Below are 16,700 nucleotides of genomic sequence, written 5' to 3'. Positions count from 1 at the left end.
AACGCAGGACTCATCCCGTATGCCATACCCTCCCCAAGGAAACATCATGACCAGTGTGGAACCCACTGTCGCCGAACTAGGTGAACTCGGCATTATCAGCAGCGTTGTCTGCCCGCCCCGCCACTCCTCAACTGTGTTGGGATCAGGAGACGACTCCGCGGTGGTTACCGCACGAGGAGACCGGGCCGTCGTCAGCACTGACATCCTAGTAGAGGGCGAGCATTTCCGGCTCGACTGGTCTGACCCACACTCCATCGGGCGGCGTGCTATCGCCCAAAATGCAGCTGATATCGAAGCGATGGGCGCCCATCCCACTGGTTATGTTGTCGCCATCGCTGCACCGCGCGACACCCCCGCCCACATCATCACAGCAATCGGCCAAGGTGCGGTGGCTGAAGCACACCGCTCCGGAGCAGATGTGGTGGGTGGAGATTTCTCCTCAGCCCAACAGATCGTCATTTGTGTCACCGCACTCGGACAACTTATTGAGCCAGTTCACACTCCGGTTCTGCAGAGTGGAGCGCGTCCCGGTGACATTGTTGCCATTGCCGGCACCTTGGGATGGTCCGCAGCGGGGCTCGATATTCTCTCCGGTACCTTCGGCACACAAGAGGAGTTCCTCCACCACGTTCTTGTTGAACATGCCTGCGATCTCTACCGCTGCCCACGCCCTCCTTACGGCTACGGTGCGCGTGCCGCTGCAGACGGGGCAACAGCAATGACCGATGTTTCCGATGGACTACTGCTCGACCTTCACCACATTGCGCGGCATTCCCAGGAGAAACTGGGAGAAGAGCTGCGGCTTCATAGCGAGTACACGCCAGCCGCCGGTGAGACCGTGGCGCTCACCGTCAATCTCTCCAATGAGCAGCTTTTCGCAGCCGCTGGAGAATCCCTCTCTGAGCTAGCCGCACTGTGCGCTGAACGAGTCGCGCAGCGAGATGGGGGACGTGCCATTATGCGCAGGTGGATTCTTTCCGGAGGAGAAGACCACGGACTCGTTGCGACGTTCCCCGCTGGGACCGAACTCCCTGGTGGATTCCGCCACATTGGTGTGGTTGATACCGTCGTCGCGACGAACGACAGCAGTCTTATTAGCATTGACGGTAATGAAGTATCGACAGTGGGTGGATGGGAATCCTTTAACCACGTGGCACAGTACCGTCCGCAAAGCCTTAACAACTAGGAGCAGATAATGGCAGCACACCCTCTTGCGGAGCTCATCGACCCTGGCTGGGCAGAAGTACTCGCCCCCGTTGCAGACGATGTTGCCCGGATGGGGGACTTCCTACGACAGGAGGTGGCAGCAGGCCGCGGCTACCTTCCCGCCGGAAAAAACGTGCTGCGAGCCTTCACGCAGCCCTTCGATGAGGTGAAAGTCCTCATCGTGGGGCAGGATCCCTATCCCACCCCCGGACACGCCGTAGGCCTCAGCTTCTGCGTTGACCCCTCGGTACATCCCCTTCCACGAAGTCTGAGCAATATCTTCCAGGAGTACTCCGCAGACCTCGGCTATCCCATCCCAGCCACCGGAGACCTCACTCCCTGGAGTGCTGCAGGTGTCCTCCTCCTCAACAGAGTCCTCACCGTTCGCCCTGGTGCCCCCGCCTCACATCGCGGCAAGGGTTGGGAAAAGGTCACAGAGTGCGCCATCGACGCGCTGGTTGCCCGGGGCACGCCCCTGGTCGCCATCTTATGGGGACGTGATGCACAAACTCTCACCTCACGTCTCGGCTCGACTCCTATAGTCGCATCCGCACACCCCTCTCCTTTGTCAGCCTCCCGCGGCTTCTTTGGTTCGCGTCCCTTTAGCCGTGCCAACGAAAAACTCATCGCGCAGGGGGCAACGCCTGTGCAATGGCGGCTCCCTGCTGCAGGGGAATAGCCCCTATGCAGCCCACCGATTACCTAGCACGTATCCTCCCCGCAAAAGTGGCTCGCAGCCTCGGGGAAGGGCTAGGAATTCACACCGTAGCAGACCTTATCTACCACTTCCCCCGCCGTTACATTCACGGTCGTATGATCTTTGATCCTGCACAGACTTCCGATGGAGACAGTGTGATGGTGCGTGGGCAGGTTGTCAGTGCAGAGCTGTCCCGTATGCGCCAGCGTAAGGGCTATATTCTGCGGGTGGCTGTGCGCTCTGGCGACACCTTGATCAACGTTGCCTTTTTCCATCCCCATGGAGTTGCCCGCGTCCTCACTGAAGGAACAGAAGTACTGCTTGACGGCACCATCCAGCGACGCGGTCGGTTCTTCGATATGAGCCATCCCAACTTTCTTATCCTCCAAAACGACGGGCCGGCCATTGCCGGCGGACAGTTCGCCAAACTGCTCCAGGCCACCAAGATTGTTGGTGCATCCACTTTCTCTATTCCCTCCGCCACTTCGACCGATCTCACTGCAGAAGACCTTCATAAAGATGGTCTGACGGGGGTAGATCCTGCCATCATCGAGCTGCTCGATCGGCCGATTATCCCGGTATATAGGGCCACTAGTGGAGTGTCGTCATGGCTTCTCATGGTGCTCATCGAAAAATTACTACCGCAGATACCTGCGTTTCCGGATGTTCTCCCCGTGCACATCCGTGACAGTCACCAGTTGATCGCGCTCGACACTGCGCTGCGGACTATCCATATGCCGGAGACCCTCGACGATAGTGCTGCCGCAGAAGCACGCTTACGCTACGACGAAGCCGCTAGTCTCGAAGCGGTCCTCCTCCAACAGGCGCACGAGCGCTACTCCCAGGCAGCCCCAGCCTGCCCACCCGTTGAGGGAAGTCTTCTCAGTGCTCTCCACGCACGACTGCCTTATCACCTTACCGATGGTCAACAGGACGTACTCGACGAGATCTCAGCGGATATCAGCCAGCCCCACCCCATGAATAGGCTTCTCCAAGGCGAAGTAGGATCGGGCAAAACCGTGGTGGCACTTCTCGCCATGGCGCAAGCTGTCGATAACGGCCAACAGGCAGTCCTTATGGCACCCACCGAAGTGCTGGCCCACCAACATGCCCGTACCGTGACAGAACTCCTCGGGGAGCTCGGGACTGCCGACCAGCTACGCTATGCCGACAATGATAATCAACCAGCCGTGCAGACCGCCGTCACCGTCCTTACCGGTTCACTGTCCACCGTACAAAAACGCCAAGCTCTTCTTGACATTGTTACGGGGCGAGCGGGCATCATCATTGGTACGCAGGCACTCCTCCAAGAGGGCGTCGAGTTTTTCCGGTTGGGACTCGTCGTTATTGATGAACAACACCGGTTCGGTGTACGCCAACGTTCAGTCCTCACTGACAAAGGCGCCGACGGAAAAACCCCGCATATGCTGGTGATGACAGCTACGCCTATTCCCCGTACCATTGCTCTCACTAGTTTCGGCGACCTCACAGTTTCCAGCCTCAAAGAGCTTCCCCATGGCCGTGCCCCTATCACGACAACGGTTGTCAATAGTCGGATCCACCCCACCTGGGTGCCCCGTATCTGGCAGCGTGTCTGCGAGGAGAGCGCACGCGGCCACCAAGTCTATGTCGTCTGCCCGGCCATTGGTGATAGTGACGAGAGTGAACTGGCGACCGTCACCGAAACATTCCACCGACTGACGAAAGGACCACTTGCCCAGTTGCGAGTAGGCCTCCTACATGGTCGCTTAAGTGCAGACGACAAAACGGCCGTCATGCACCAGTTTGCGGCACATGAGCTGGACGTTATTGTCTGCACAACAGTTATTGAAGTAGGTATTGATGTGCCGCGTGCCACCGTCATGGTGGTTGTTGAAGCGGATCGTTTCGGGGTAAGCCAACTCCATCAGCTCCGCGGTCGAGTTGGACGAGGCAGGGCGCCGGGCCTGTGTTTACTCCTCACAGAGTGCGATCCGGCGTCTCCGGCTGCCACCCGCCTGGCAGCGGTGGAGTCGTCTACCGACGGTTTTTATCTCGCGCAGGTTGACCTGGAACAGCGTAGAGAAGGTGACCTACTTGGTACTACCCAGGCGGGGCTAGCTATGCCGCTTAGGCTCCTCGACATTGTGCGGGATGCGGACGTCATTGCCGCTGCCCGACACGATATGGAAATGCTCATGGGTGCTACCCCCGGGGAGAGGACAGACTGGACCACCCGCTACCCGCAGTGGGCAGAAGTAATCGAGAAAGTAGCGGCGCAGAGCGGCGTTCAGTATCCACTAGGATAGCTACACTGAAAACATGACGAACAACCAGAAGGCATCGCAGCCTCAGCGTATTGTGGCGCCGTTGGCGGGTATCTGGCGCCGCACCGTACCGCAAGATAGTTCGGTAACAGAAGGCGACGTGGTCGGCTATGTCGAAGCTATTAAGCTCGATGCTGCCGTCACCGCGCCTGCTGCCGGAACCATCCACTATGTGCTTGATGAGGACTTCGTCGACGTAGATGGTGGAGATGACCTTGCGGAGTTGCGTTAATGCGCATAGTTTCAGGCAGCGCACGCGGACGTAAACTCTTCTCTCCACCTGGTACCACCCGTCCCACCACCGACAGGGTTCGTGAGGCACTTTTCAATAGCCTCGATAACCTCCTCGACTGGGACGTCACCACCGTTCTCGACCTCTACGCAGGATCTGGCGCGGTGGGGTTGGAGGCTGCCTCACGGGGAGCGCAGGCAGTGACATTGGTGGAGAAAAATGCAGCAGCAGTGGTCTCCGCTGAACGGAATCGACGTGTCGTCGGAGCCCCCGGGGTCACTATCGTCCGCCGCAGCGTTCAAGCATTCTTAGCGACAACCACCACAAATGCTCTCCCCGCCGGAACACATGTCGAGCGGGAGCTGGCCGTAGCGTGTGAGGGTAGAATCGCGGAAACGACTCGCACAAGTGACGCTGCTGCCCCTTATGATCTTGTCTTCGCTGATCCGCCCTATGCGCAGGTGGAGAGTGACTGGCCCGCCATCCTCACTGCCCTGGTCGAGAATGGCTGGGTAGCCGACGGCTCGGTCATTGTACTGGAAAGATCGTCACGCGACGCCCCCACGCAGTGGCCAGCACGCTACCGAGAGTATCGGTCCAAAAAGTATGGGGAGACCCGCATCGACATCGCTATCGTCGAAAACACAGGTAATCTAGCAGCATGAGCACCGTTGTTTGCCCAGGATCCTTCGACCCTCTCACCTACGGTCATGTCGACATTGTGCGCCGGGCTGCCCGTCTTTTCGATACCGTCATCGTCTGTGTCGCCCACAACCCTCGCAAACAGGGGCTGTTTACGGTTGAGGAGCGGCTCGACATTTTGAAGCGAGAGTTCGCTGATGTGGACAATGTGGAGATCGATTCCTTTAGCGGGCTCCTCGTGGACTACTGCACTCGTGTCCATGCCGAAGCTGTTGTGAAAGGTATTCGCTCCAACCAGGACTATGAGTACGAACTCCCCATGGCACATGTCAATAAGCGGCTATCTGGTATCGACACGATATTTCTGCCAACATCGCCAGAACTGAATTTCATCTCCTCAAGTCTGGTAAAAGAGGTCGTACGTTTCGGCGGTGACGCCACGGATTTCGTGCCACCGTCAGTCCTCGAAAAGCTCCTCGAACGCATGTAAGGTATGCAGGTCAAGCGACACACCGCGACGCTTTACCCCAAAAACAAGCGGGATTCGGCACACTAGAAGTGACCACTAAAAGAGAAGGGTAGAACACGCATGTTCCATGTTTTCGAAGCGCTTGACGAACTCGTCGCCATGATCGAAGAGGCCCGTGGCCTCCCCATGTCGGCGCAGTGCATGGTGCCCCGCTCTGATGCCCTCCTCCTCCTCGACGAGATCCGCGAAGCTCTCCCCAGAGAGCTCGACGACGCACAAGACGTACTCGACAAGCGTGAAGAACTCGTCAATGACGCTAACACCTACGCGGAAACTACGAAAAACGAGACAAACGCACAGGTTGATCAACAACTTGCTGCTGCTCGTGCCGATGCTGACCGAATGATTGCGGAAGCCAAGGATAAAGCTGACCGTATGGTGGCCGAAGCTACCAACAACGCGGCAGTCATGGTGTCCGATGCGGAAAACGAATCCAATCGGCTCCTTCACGAGGCACAGCGAGAGTACGACACCGTCACCGAACGCGCCCAAGCTGAAGCTGAACGCCTACTCGCGAAAGCAAACGATGACTATGAAGCGAGCGTGGGAGCAGGTCGTGCGGAACAAGCTCGTCTGGTCAGCGAGTCCGAAGTGGTGAAGACATCCCGCGAAGAAGCAACCCGCATTGTGGATGCTGCCCATGCGCAGGCGGATCGAATGCGGGGCGACTGCGACATCTATGTCGATACGAAGCTCGCCGAGTTTGAATCTATCCTCAATGCCACCTCCCGCGAGGTCCTTAACGGACGGAAGAGCCTGCGGGCAACTGCCGGAGTAGCTGACCGGAGTAGCGATAACTACCAGGATTATCAGCCGATGGGAGCGGTCTACGACGAGAATGTTGACGACGGCTACGACGACGCTGGTTACACGGACGACTACCAGGATAGTTACGAGGGCTACCAGCAGTACCCGCCCGAAGCATACCGGGACTAACGTTTTCGCCGCCTAGACACGTTAGACTAGGCCTGTGACTACACAAGCTTTCGAGAACCAGTCGAAATTTGTCCTCGACCTCCGCCCCCTCGGCCGTGCCGCCGGCAATCACCACCACGTCGAACACGTTTTCCTTATTGATGAACCGATCGGCCTCGACCTTATCGGTATTCCGGCAGGTAGCCCGGTGTCGATCGATGTGGAACTAGAAGCGGTATCTGAGGGAGTCCTCGTAACGGGGCTCATTACAGGCCCCACAGAAGGCCAGTGTGTCAATTGCCTGAGTGAGATTCACGGATCCGTCGAAGCCAGCCTCACCGAACTGTTTGTCTACCCGGACTCTGAAACTGCCGTCACCATTCAAGATGACGATGAGGTCTACCTCCTCGACGACCCCACCGAATTGGATCTTGAACAAGCCATTATCGATGCGGTAGGTCTGGCCCTTCTCTTCGCCCCCTCCTGCTCTTCTGTCGAAGGCCACCCCTGCCCCGAGGATGTCGACATGCCGGAGGTTGATGGTGTGTCGGGAGAAGAAAACAACCTTATTGATCCCCGCTGGGCGGACCTAGAGAAGTTCCAGAACCTCGCATTCCTCAACGACACCGCAACCGAACCGACGGCCAGTGACACCGAAGAGCCTGATGTGCCGTCTGGTGACGAGTCCGCCACCGCATCGGGAGAGAAGAAAGAAGGCTAACTGCATGAGCATCCCCTCCGCGTGGGACCTTCCTTCCGGCTGGGAGTCTGTCGATTACCAACCTCTGTTGGACTATCTCCAGGTTGATCTCTCCCGCGAACTCCTTATCCACGCGCTCTGCCACCGTTCCTATGCCTACGAGCACCCTGGTATCCCGCATAACGAGCGACTGGAGTTCCTGGGAGACTCAGTTCTGAGTATCTGTGTAACGGAGCAGCTCTTCCAGCAATATCCCGATCGCAGTGAAGGTGAACTCGCAAAAATGCGAGCCAACATCGTGTCGGGGTTCTCGCTCGCCCGCTTGGCCAGCACCCTCGGTCCGCATGGTTTGGGGCAGTATCTACTGCTCGGCAGAGGCGAGGAGATGACAGGTGGCCGCAGTAAAGAGTCCATTCTGGCAGACGCTACCGAAGCACTATTCGGAGCCATCCACATCACCCACGGCATTGAAGTAAGCCGACGCGTCATCCTCAGACTCACCCAGCCCCTTATCGACAATGCAGGTAGTGCCGGAGTGAGCCTTGACTGGAAGACCAGTCTGCAAGAGTACGCAGCCAGCCAGTACAACTCTGCCCCCACGTACTACATCACCTCTACCGGCCCCGACCATGCTAAAGAATTCTTTGCCACGGGTATCATTGCCGGTAGAGCATTCGGGATCGGTACCGGCACTAATAAGAAAAAGGCCGAACAAGCCGCTGCTAAAAACACTTGGGAAGCCATTCAGTCGCATCATCCAGGAGTACCCATCACTGCGCAGGTAGTGGCCTCTCTTCCCGGCATGCCAGCTCACGACATTAATTTGGATGAGCAGCCCGATATGCCGCGCTATGCACTAGACATTGCTGATAGTCCAGGCCCAGCAGCGCCATCAGCTGCCCCTTCCCAGGACAGCTAGTGCCCGAGCTGCCAGAAGTGGAGGTAGTGCGGCGCGGACTTGTCACACACCTCACAGGTGCCACCCTGCGGGATGTTGACGTCCTGCACCCGCGGACTGGCCGCCGTTATCCCGGCGGATCCGCCGCACTTGCCCAGGCCTTGGAAGGCGCCACAATTACGGCGATCAATCGTCGCGGAAAGTACCTCTGGTGTGTGTTGGAGAGCGAGTCCACGGACCTCACTACCTCTGCGGTCCCGGTGCTCCTCATCCACCTGGGGATGAGCGGGCAGATCATTATCGATGACGGGACGGCTAGCCTGCGGCCCCATTGCCGCATGCGCGCCCACATCAGTGGCGGACGCAGTGTTAGTTTCGTAGACCAGCGCACCTTCGGCTACCTCACCATTGATAGGTTGATCTGGGATCCACGCACGGAACGATGGATACCCTCGCTGGCTCAGCACATCGCACCTGATCCCCTGGAGGAAGGTTTCGATATGGAGGTGACTGTGCGTGAACTACGGCGCCACCGTGTTCCCTTGAAAAGTGCCCTACTTAACCAAGAGATCATCTCCGGAGTGGGAAACATCTATGCAGACGAAGCCCTCTGGGCGGCCCGTCTGCACGGTGCTCGCCTGACCTCTGGCTTGAGCTATGCGCAGCTCACAACTGTCCTTACGGAAGTCCAAGCAGTAATGCGCCGGGCGCTGGCGGTCGGAGGTACGTCGTTTGATGCACTGTACGTTAATACTGCTGGTGAACTGGGGTATTTTGCTCGTTCTTTGCACTCTTACGGTAAGGCTGGAGAACCGTGTGATCGATGCGGCACTCCTTTGGCCTCCATGGTGTTGGGTGGCCGCTCACATACCTACTGTCCCAGTTGCCAGAAGCTCCCTGTCCGAACCAGGTAGAATCCACCTCATGTATCTCAAGAGTCTGACCCTCAAAGGTTTCAAGTCCTTTGCTTCGGCAACGACTCTCCGATTCGAACCCGGAATTTGTGCCATTGTCGGTCCTAACGGCTCCGGGAAGTCGAATGTACTCGATGCGCTCACTTGGGTGATGGGGGAGCAGGGGGCAAAGGTTCTCCGCGGCGGCAAAATGGAAGACGTCATCTTTGCCGGAACTCCTACCAAAGCAGCCCTTGGACGTGCTGAAGTCACCCTGACGATCGACAATAGCGACGGTGCTCTCCCAATTGACTACAGCGAGGTCTCGATAACCCGTCGGATGTTTCGTGACGGTGCGAGCGAGTACGAGATTAATGACGACCGAGTTCGTCTCATGGATGTTCAAGAGCTTCTCTCGGACTCCGGTATCGGCAGAGAAATGCACGTCATCGTGGGGCAGGGAAAACTAGCTGAGATTCTGGAATCCCGACCAGAAGAGCGACGAGCCTTCATAGAAGAAGCAGCAGGGGTACTGAAACACCGTCGTCGTAAGGAGAAAGCTCTCCGAAAGCTTTCCGCAATGCAGGTCAATCTCGATCGGGTTAGTGACCTCACTAAAGAACTACGACGTCAACTCAAACCCCTCGGTCGGCAGGCGGAGGCAGCTCGGCGGGCCCAAGTTATTCAGGCAGACGCTCGGGATGCCCGTCTCCGTATCGCCGCGGATGATCTTGTGCAGCGCCGTGCTGAAGCTTTTCAGCATGAACAACTACAGCGTGATATGGCGGCACGACGTCAGCAGGCGGAAGCCTATCTCAACGAGATGACGATGGCAGTAGAGGCGGCGGAAACAGAACTTGCCGCACTGACGCCAGCTCTCGACAGTACACAGCAGAACTGGTTTACACTCTCCGCGCTGTCAGAGCGGGTGGCCGCTACTCTCCGCATCGCCGAAGATCGCGCCCGGCATCTGCGTACCGAGTTTGAGCCACATTTTGGCCCTGATCCAGCGCAGTTGGAGGGACGTGCTGAGGAAGCCGCACGCGAGGAGGCAGAGATCGCGGCAACACTCCATACGGCGACAGCAGCGCTGACAGCTGCAACCAAAGCGCGAGCAGATGCCGAGGAGTATGCCCAAGCGGTGGAGAAGAAGCGGTTGGCTGCGATGCGAGCAGTCGCCGACCGTCGGGAAGGTATTGCCCGGTTGGCGGGCACAATCCAGACCACGCGAAACGCTATTTCGTCGGCCGAGAGACAGGCCGCTCGCTATACTGAAGAACTCGAAACAGCACGCCAGCAGCTGACGTCTCTTCAGCAGGAGGCAGCAGCTGCAGAGTCACGCCTGCAGACTCTGGAAAACTCCGAACAGCACCTCAATGAGCGTTTTGACCAGGCGAGTACCGAGCTTGATCGAGCAGAGGAGAGATGCACAGCTCTCCGCAATGACGAACGCTCGGCCGAGAAGGAAGCGGCTGGCTTTCATGCTCGTATCGATGCGCTTGCCCTCACCTTAGGCGCTGGGGATGCCGCTGCTTGGCTTGAGAAACACGCTGACAAGGTAGGGCTGTCGGGAAAAGTCGCTCAGAAACTCACCGTCACCCCCGGTTGGGAGGCAGCCATTGCGGTGGCGCTGGGGGAAGCTGCTTCTGCACATACTATTTCCAGCAGTAACCGGGCACAGGAGGCAGTTGCTGCACTCCGCGCAGGTTCAGCTGGACGTTCCATGTTTCTTATTGAAAGCCGTGATGCGGACGATTTTCGCATGGATGTGGAGTTGCCGGCAGGGGCCCAATGGGCGCTCGATGTCGTGAGCGTGCCCTCGTCGCTACAAAGTGCTCTCACTTCTCTCCTTATGGATGCGGTGCTGGTCGAGAACATGGAGATGGCGGAAAAGGTCATCCGACGAGATCGCCGTTTACGTGTGGTTACGCGCTCCGGAGACGCCCGCGGATGGGGATGGGCTACTGGTGGTACTAGGAAAGCACACAGTGATGTAGAGATTCATGCGGCTATTGAGGACGCTCAACGAGCGGAAAAGGCTGCCTTAGCGCGGGTAGAGAAAGCGCAGGCAGCTCTGCGCGGTGCGGAAGAGGAATACCGCGACCGTACACAGGCTGCCGCACAAGCCCACTCTGCCCTGGTGGAATCAGATTCGGCTATTGCCACGCTGACCAAGGAGCTGGCTCGACTCACAGCTTCTGTGCGGAGTGCTTCTCTACAGCAGGATCGGCTCGTGGAGCAGAGAAATCAGCTAGAAGAACAGCAGCGAGCTCTGTTGACTGAACTCGTAGAGTTGGAAGAACGCCAGCGTCTCGCCACGGAGGAGCCGGAAGAACCTGCGCTTTTTGACGATACTGCAGCAACGGAGGCCGCATCTGCCGTAGCGCACACGCGTGCTACTGAAATGGAAGCTCGGCTGGCCGTACGGACGGCAGAGGAGCGTTCCTCCCATGTTCGAGGGCGGGCAGACGCCCTCCACCGGCAGGCCGCCCGTGAACGAGAATTGCGAGAACGTGCCGCACGCCGCGCGGCTACACGTGGGCGTGCGCTGGACATCATTGCGGCTGTCCAGGAGGCAGGGCAGGAGCTTCAGGATGCACTGCAGCGACAGCTCTCGTTGATAGAAGAACATCGTCAGGTTTTGGCTAGCCAACAATCCGCAGTTTCTGAGCGACTCACAGTGACCAGACAGCGTCGCCAAGAGGCCATTGTGGAGTTTGAGAAGCTCCGCGAGACCGCCCACCAGGATGAGGTGCTCCGTGCCCAAACACAGGAGCGTCTGCGTTTGATGGAACACCAAGTCCTCGATGACCTTGGTATGGCCGTGGATGATCTTATTACTGAATATGGGCCTGATGTCCTCCTGCCGCCTTCACCGGTGGAGATGCAGGAATATGAGGATGCGAAAGAACGCGGGGAGCAGGTCTCCCGCCCCCAGCCTCTTCGTTATGACCGAGAGCAGCAACAACGTCGTTTGCAGGCCGCCGAGCGTGACTTGGCCCGTCTCGGAAAGGTGAACCCGCTGGCTTTGGAGGAGTTCGCCGCCTTGCAGGAACGCTATAGCTTCCTGTCCACCCAGCTAGAGGACATCAAGAAAGCGCGGAAAGACTTGCTCGACGTCGTGGAGGACGTTGATGAGCGAATCAAGATTGTCTTTGAAGAGGCATTCCATGATGTCGCGCGAGAATTCGTTACCGTGTTTTCGACACTATTCCCCGGTGGCGAAGGACGCCTCTATCTGACTGATCCAGAGGATATGCTCAACACGGGTGTGGAGGTGGAGGCACGACCACCGGGAAAGAAAGTGAAGCGGCTGTCGCTGCTGTCTGGCGGCGAAAAGTCTCTCACTGCCATTGCCATGCTGGTAGCTATTTTCAAAGCACGTCCCAGCCCCTTCTATATCCTCGATGAAGTGGAAGCAGCCCTCGATGACACGAACTTGCATCGATTATTGGGGCTCTTCCGCGAGTTGAAGGAACACTCCCAGCTATTGGTGATCACCCATCAAAAGCTCACCATGGATCTGGCAGATGTTCTCTATGGTGTGACGATGAAGGGGGATGGCATTACCCGAGTCATCTCGCAGCGGATGCATCCAGCAGCGCCACTTCCCGCGGCAGCATTCCCACAAGCGAACTCCTGATGAGAGAAGAGGGCGTTGTACGGCTGGACGCATGGGTTCATGGACGGGTTCAGGGAGTTGGTTTCCGTTGGTGGACGCGATGCCGAGCATTAGAACTGGGAGTAGTCGGGAGCGCAACAAATAAACGTGATGGGCGTGTCCATGTGGTTGCAGAAGGCTCTCGTGTACAGTGCGACCGTTTGGTAGAACTTCTGCGTTCAGGACAGACGCCTGGGCACGTCGACGTCGTCGTCGAAAACTACAGTGTCCCGCGGGGGCTCCCGCCCGGCTTTTACGAGCGTTAAACGGTTAGCGGCGGGGGTGAATGGTGAAGCCCTGCGCCTGTACCTCTCGCTGCAGTCCCATAGCTTCTTGAACCAGGTCGAGCCCCTTCTTCGAGCGGGCCATGAGCCGTACCCCGAGAATGTCGTCCTGCCAGGAGACGGGCTGATTGGTGAGTGTGTCACCGAGGTCGTCAGCCATTCCAACGAAAAGGTCGCCATTGGCGAAAATGAGGACATAAAGGCCGGGAACATGGGAGAAGCGCCGCTGATATTTAACGGAAATAGCTTCGCTATACGGGATTTCGGGGCGGAAACCACGCTTATCCGCCCACTCGTTAATGGCGGCATACTGAGTGTCGTCACTCATGGAAACCCTCCTGAGCAGTGCACCGTGTTGTACCTCTCTATTGTGCTGGGTTGAGACAGAAAAACCACAATTCACACTCACTGGGAGGTGGTTCCTGCAAGGATAGCGAGAACCTGACACACTAGTACCGTGGATACTAATACTCTCATCGCCGTAATCGTTGGTGTCGTCGTCGGCGTCATTATTATCGCTGGCGCGATCGTGCTTGCTCTGGGGACTAAAAAGAAGAAGCAAGACGCTATCACCTTCTCTGAAAAGAAGAAACTGCAGGGGAAAGAACGCAGTGGCTCGTACAGTGCAGGCGGAGGTTTTTCCTTCTCGGAAGGCTCAGGAGAGCTAAAACAGAAGGCACCTACGCCCAAAAAGAAGCCCGCTCCCGACCCCACACTGGTTCCCTATCCTGCGCCAGTTGTTCCCCTCGATGACGTCACCGAAGCTTCCGTAGGGCTCGGGGAAACTCCTGTATCTAGTACTCCGCCTGTTGAAGCGTCGCAGGATCCCGCACCGACTGAAGCCCCCACTCCAGTCGAGATTCCCGAGCCAGGTGTATCGGAGATTCATCCTATTCCGCCGCTGTCGAATGAACCCCTGCTTGCTCCCGGGCCACTTACAGAAGAGGACGTCACCCCTGTAGAACACGGATTCCCCACTGGGGACCCTTATGCGCCCACCGAGGTAGAGAGCATCCCGAATGAAGGAGGGGCGGACGACGTCGCCAAAATGCCACGCGATCAGGAACCCACGCCTGCTCCGGTGTCAGAAAAGGTTCCCTCAGCCCGCGGTCGGCTTTCTCGTCTCCGTGGCCGTCTTTCGCGATCGAACAACGTCTTCTCGAACGGTGTCCTCGGTATCCTCGGTGCCGGTGACCTCGACGAGGATGCGTGGGAAGAAGTCGAGGACACACTCATCATGGCCGACCTCGGTACCGCCATTACTATGCGGATGGTAGACCGCCTGCGAGATGAGCTTGTCAGTTCATCGATCCATGATGAAGCCGGTGCACGAGCTCTGTTACGGGAAATTCTTATTGAAGAGTGCCATCCCGAGCTTGATCGCTCTCTCAAGGCTCTTCCACATGACGACCATCCCGCCATCCTCCTCATGGTGGGTGTCAACGGCACAGGAAAGACCACCACGACGGGCAAACTTGCCCGTGTGCTCGTTGGTGACGGACGACGCGTCCTGCTGGGAGCCGCAGATACCTTCCGTGCAGCAGCCGCTGACCAGCTCCAGACATGGGGCGATAGGGTAGGTGCTACGACAATCCGCGGTGCGGAAGGTGCCGATCCGGCTGCCATCGCGTTCGATGCTGTCGATGCGGGTGTCCAGCAAGGAGTCGATGCGGTACTGATCGACACTGCCGGACGGTTACATACCAAGACGGGTCTCATGGACGAACTGGGCAAAGTGAAGCGTGTGGTCTCTAAGAAGGCCAGCGTTGATGAAGTCCTCTTGGTTCTTGACGCAACGGTAGGACAGAACGGCATTCTGCAGGCCAAGGAGTTTAAGAATGTTGTGGACATCACCGGTGTGGTGCTCACCAAGCTCGACGGTACTGCGAAAGGCGGTATCGTCTTCCAAGTGCAGGAAGAGCTAGGTGTTCCGGTGAAGCTGGTGGGTTTGGGAGAAGGCGCAGATGACCTTGCGCCATTCGAGCCGGCGGCCTTCGTCGACGCCCTGCTGGCCTAAAATTACCCCCATCTGTCTCTGGCTCCGAGTGAGGAGCACCTGGCTTTGCGGAACCGACCGCGCTTCTCACGAGGTAGGCAGGTAACATGAGGAAGAATTGATGCGGCGTACATCGCCCTGCCCCCATTCCAGGAGAAAACACACGTGTTTGAGTCTCTGTCCGATCGCCTAGGAAACGCTCTCAAAGGCCTCAAAGGCAAAGGTAAGCTCACTGATGCCGATATTGATGCGACGTCACGGGAAATTCGCCTCGCCCTGCTCGATGCTGACGTTGCACTTCCCGTCGTGCGGAGTTTCGTCAAGAGTGTTAAAACTCGTGCCAAGGGAGCAGAGGTTCACGCTGCCCTCAACCCGGCTCAGCAGTTCGTCAAGATCGTTAACGAAGAGCTCACCAGCATTCTCGGTGGGGAAGCACGACGTCTCAATTTCTCCAAGACCCCTCCCACTGTCATCATGCTGGCTGGTCTACAAGGTGCCGGTAAAACCACCCTTGCCGGCAAACTTGCCCGCTACCTTGCAGCACATGGTCACACCCCTATGCTGGTGGCATGTGACTTGCAGCGTCCCGGTGCCGTGAGCCAGCTGCAGATTGTTGGTGAGCGCGCCGGGGTTCCGGTGTTTGCCCCCAACCCCGGGACGAGTGTGGGAGCAGGCGACAACCCTCTCGGCCGTACCTCCGGTGATCCGGCCGAAGTTGCCCGAAAGAGTATCGAAGAGGCTCGTCGCAAGGTTCATGACGTCGTCATCATCGACACGGCCGGTCGACTCGGCATTGACGAGGAGCTGATGGGTCAAGCACGGGCGATCCGTGATGCCGTCAACCCCGACGAGATCTTCTTTGTTCTTGATGCCATGATTGGCCAAGATGCCGTCACGACAGCCGAAGCCTTCCGTGATGGAGTCGGTTTCACGGGTGTTGTCCTCACCAAGCTCGATGGCGATGCCCGTGGCGGTGCTGCCCTGTCGGTGCGTAAGATGACGGGCGTGCCCATTATGTTTGCCTCCACTGGTGAAAAGCTGGACGACTTCGATGTCTTCCACCCGGACCGTATGTCAAGCCGGATCCTTGGCATGGGCGACCTCCTCACCCTTATCGAGCAGGCAGAACAGGTCTTTGACCAGCAGGAAGCTGAGAAGACCGCGACGCGCATGATGAGCGGGCAGCTAACGCTGGAAGACTTCCTCGACCAGCTGCTGATGGTGCGCCGCATGGGGCCCCTCTCCACTATTCTCGGCATGATGCCCGGCGGAAAAGAGATGCAGCAGGCAGCTGCCTCCGTCGATGAGAAACAACTGGACCATATTCAGGCAATCATCCGCGGCATGACTCCTGCCGAACGGGAGGACCCAACGATTCTGAACGCTTCCCGTCGGCGGCGTATTGCGGCCGGTTCTGGCGTCACCGTCACTGAGGTGAACCAGCTGGTGGAGCGTTTCCTGACGGCTCGCAAGATGATGAATAAGCTCACGAACCGGATGGGTCCCGCAGGTAACCGTCGAAAAGGTAAAGGCAAGAAGGGGAAGAACAACCGCAAGGGGAAGGGACGTTCCCAGCAGCGTATGCCACAAGGTATGCCTGGCATGCCCGGCATACCAGGTGCCGGAAACGGCATGCCGGATCTTTCCCGCTTGGGCGGCGGCCTTGGACAAATGCCACCTGGACTTGAGGGGATGGACCTCAGCAAACTGAAATTCCCCAAGTTCTAGGCACTTCCGCCAA

The 16,700-nt window shown here is 57.9% G+C and carries 15 protein-coding genes; 14 read left to right on the top strand and 1 reads right to left on the bottom strand.

Features of this window, described 5'->3' with window-relative positions; genetic code table 11:
• The first annotated feature begins 46 nt into the window (after positions 1–46).
• From thiL to IY73_RS08005, 12 genes are all read left to right on the top strand, one after another.
• Positions 47–1,186, top strand: a complete 1,140-nt coding sequence (gene thiL / locus IY73_RS01300) for a thiamine-phosphate kinase (protein ID WP_053961476.1) — start codon at positions 47–49, stop codon at positions 1,184–1,186.
• 9 nt (positions 1,187–1,195) lie between these two features.
• The gene (locus IY73_RS01295) at positions 1,196–1,885 is read left to right on the top strand and encodes a uracil-DNA glycosylase (RefSeq protein WP_053961475.1); all 690 of its coding nucleotides are present in this window, start codon (positions 1,196–1,198) and stop codon (positions 1,883–1,885) included.
• A 5-nt stretch (positions 1,886–1,890) separates the two neighbouring features.
• Positions 1,891–4,191 carry an ATP-dependent DNA helicase RecG gene (gene recG, locus IY73_RS01290; RefSeq protein ID WP_053978710.1) on the top strand — a complete coding sequence of 767 codons (2,301 nt, stop codon included), beginning with the start codon at positions 1,891–1,893 and terminating at the stop codon, positions 4,189–4,191.
• Positions 4,192–4,204: 13 nt separating this feature from the next.
• On the top strand, positions 4,205–4,441 hold the full coding sequence (locus IY73_RS01285) for a biotin/lipoyl-containing protein (RefSeq protein ID WP_053961473.1): 237 nt from the start codon (positions 4,205–4,207) through the stop codon (positions 4,439–4,441).
• Positions 4,441–5,106: an RsmD family RNA methyltransferase gene (locus IY73_RS01280; RefSeq protein ID WP_053978709.1), complete on the top strand. Its 666-nt coding sequence runs from the start codon at positions 4,441–4,443 to the stop codon at positions 5,104–5,106. Before IY73_RS01285 ends, IY73_RS01280 begins: the two co-directional genes overlap by 1 nt.
• Positions 5,103–5,573, top strand: a complete 471-nt coding sequence (gene coaD / locus IY73_RS01275; protein WP_053978708.1) for a pantetheine-phosphate adenylyltransferase — start codon at positions 5,103–5,105, stop codon at positions 5,571–5,573. The genes IY73_RS01280 and coaD overlap by 4 nt, the downstream gene beginning before the upstream one ends.
• Before the next feature lie 99 nt (positions 5,574–5,672).
• The gene (locus tag IY73_RS01270; protein WP_063665726.1) at positions 5,673–6,548 is read left to right on the top strand and encodes a DivIVA domain-containing protein; all 876 of its coding nucleotides are present in this window, start codon (positions 5,673–5,675) and stop codon (positions 6,546–6,548) included.
• 34 nt (positions 6,549–6,582) lie between these two features.
• Complete coding sequence (locus IY73_RS01265; RefSeq protein ID WP_053978707.1) at positions 6,583–7,248, top strand: YceD family protein; 666 nt, start codon at positions 6,583–6,585, stop codon at positions 7,246–7,248.
• Between the two features lie 4 nt (positions 7,249–7,252).
• Complete coding sequence (gene rnc / locus IY73_RS01260; RefSeq protein WP_063665725.1) at positions 7,253–8,146, top strand: ribonuclease III; 894 nt, start codon at positions 7,253–7,255, stop codon at positions 8,144–8,146.
• Positions 8,146–9,039, top strand: a complete 894-nt coding sequence (mutM, locus tag IY73_RS01255; protein WP_053978706.1) for a bifunctional DNA-formamidopyrimidine glycosylase/DNA-(apurinic or apyrimidinic site) lyase — start codon at positions 8,146–8,148, stop codon at positions 9,037–9,039. The genes rnc and mutM overlap by 1 nt, the downstream gene beginning before the upstream one ends.
• A 10-nt stretch (positions 9,040–9,049) precedes the next feature.
• Complete coding sequence (gene smc / locus IY73_RS01250; protein ID WP_053978705.1) at positions 9,050–12,661, top strand: chromosome segregation protein SMC; 3,612 nt, start codon at positions 9,050–9,052, stop codon at positions 12,659–12,661.
• On the top strand, positions 12,661–12,945 hold the full coding sequence (locus tag IY73_RS08005) for an acylphosphatase (protein ID WP_082345284.1): 285 nt from the start codon (positions 12,661–12,663) through the stop codon (positions 12,943–12,945). The genes smc and IY73_RS08005 overlap by 1 nt, the downstream gene beginning before the upstream one ends.
• A gap of 4 nt (positions 12,946–12,949) precedes the next feature.
• On the opposite strand, the gene IY73_RS01245 is transcribed toward IY73_RS08005, so the two are convergent.
• Entirely contained in the window at positions 12,950–13,291 is a 342-nt protein-coding gene (locus IY73_RS01245) for a hypothetical protein (protein WP_053978704.1), read from the bottom strand.
• A gap of 129 nt (positions 13,292–13,420) precedes the next feature.
• Here IY73_RS01245 and ftsY point away from each other — a divergent pair, with 129 nt between their 5' ends.
• Positions 13,421–14,980: a signal recognition particle-docking protein FtsY gene (gene ftsY, locus IY73_RS01240; protein ID WP_053978703.1), complete on the top strand. Its 1,560-nt coding sequence runs from the start codon at positions 13,421–13,423 to the stop codon at positions 14,978–14,980.
• A gap of 144 nt (positions 14,981–15,124) precedes the next feature.
• Positions 15,125–16,687: a signal recognition particle protein gene (gene ffh / locus IY73_RS01235; protein WP_053978702.1), complete on the top strand. Its 1,563-nt coding sequence runs from the start codon at positions 15,125–15,127 to the stop codon at positions 16,685–16,687.
• Positions 16,688–16,700 lie beyond the last annotated feature (13 nt).

The sequence above is a fragment of the Lawsonella clevelandensis genome (genome assembly GCF_001293125.1).
In the GTDB taxonomy this organism is placed as follows: Bacteria; Actinomycetota; Actinomycetes; order Mycobacteriales; family Mycobacteriaceae; genus Lawsonella; species Lawsonella clevelandensis.
This window is presented reverse-complemented; position numbering and strand designations above follow the sequence as displayed.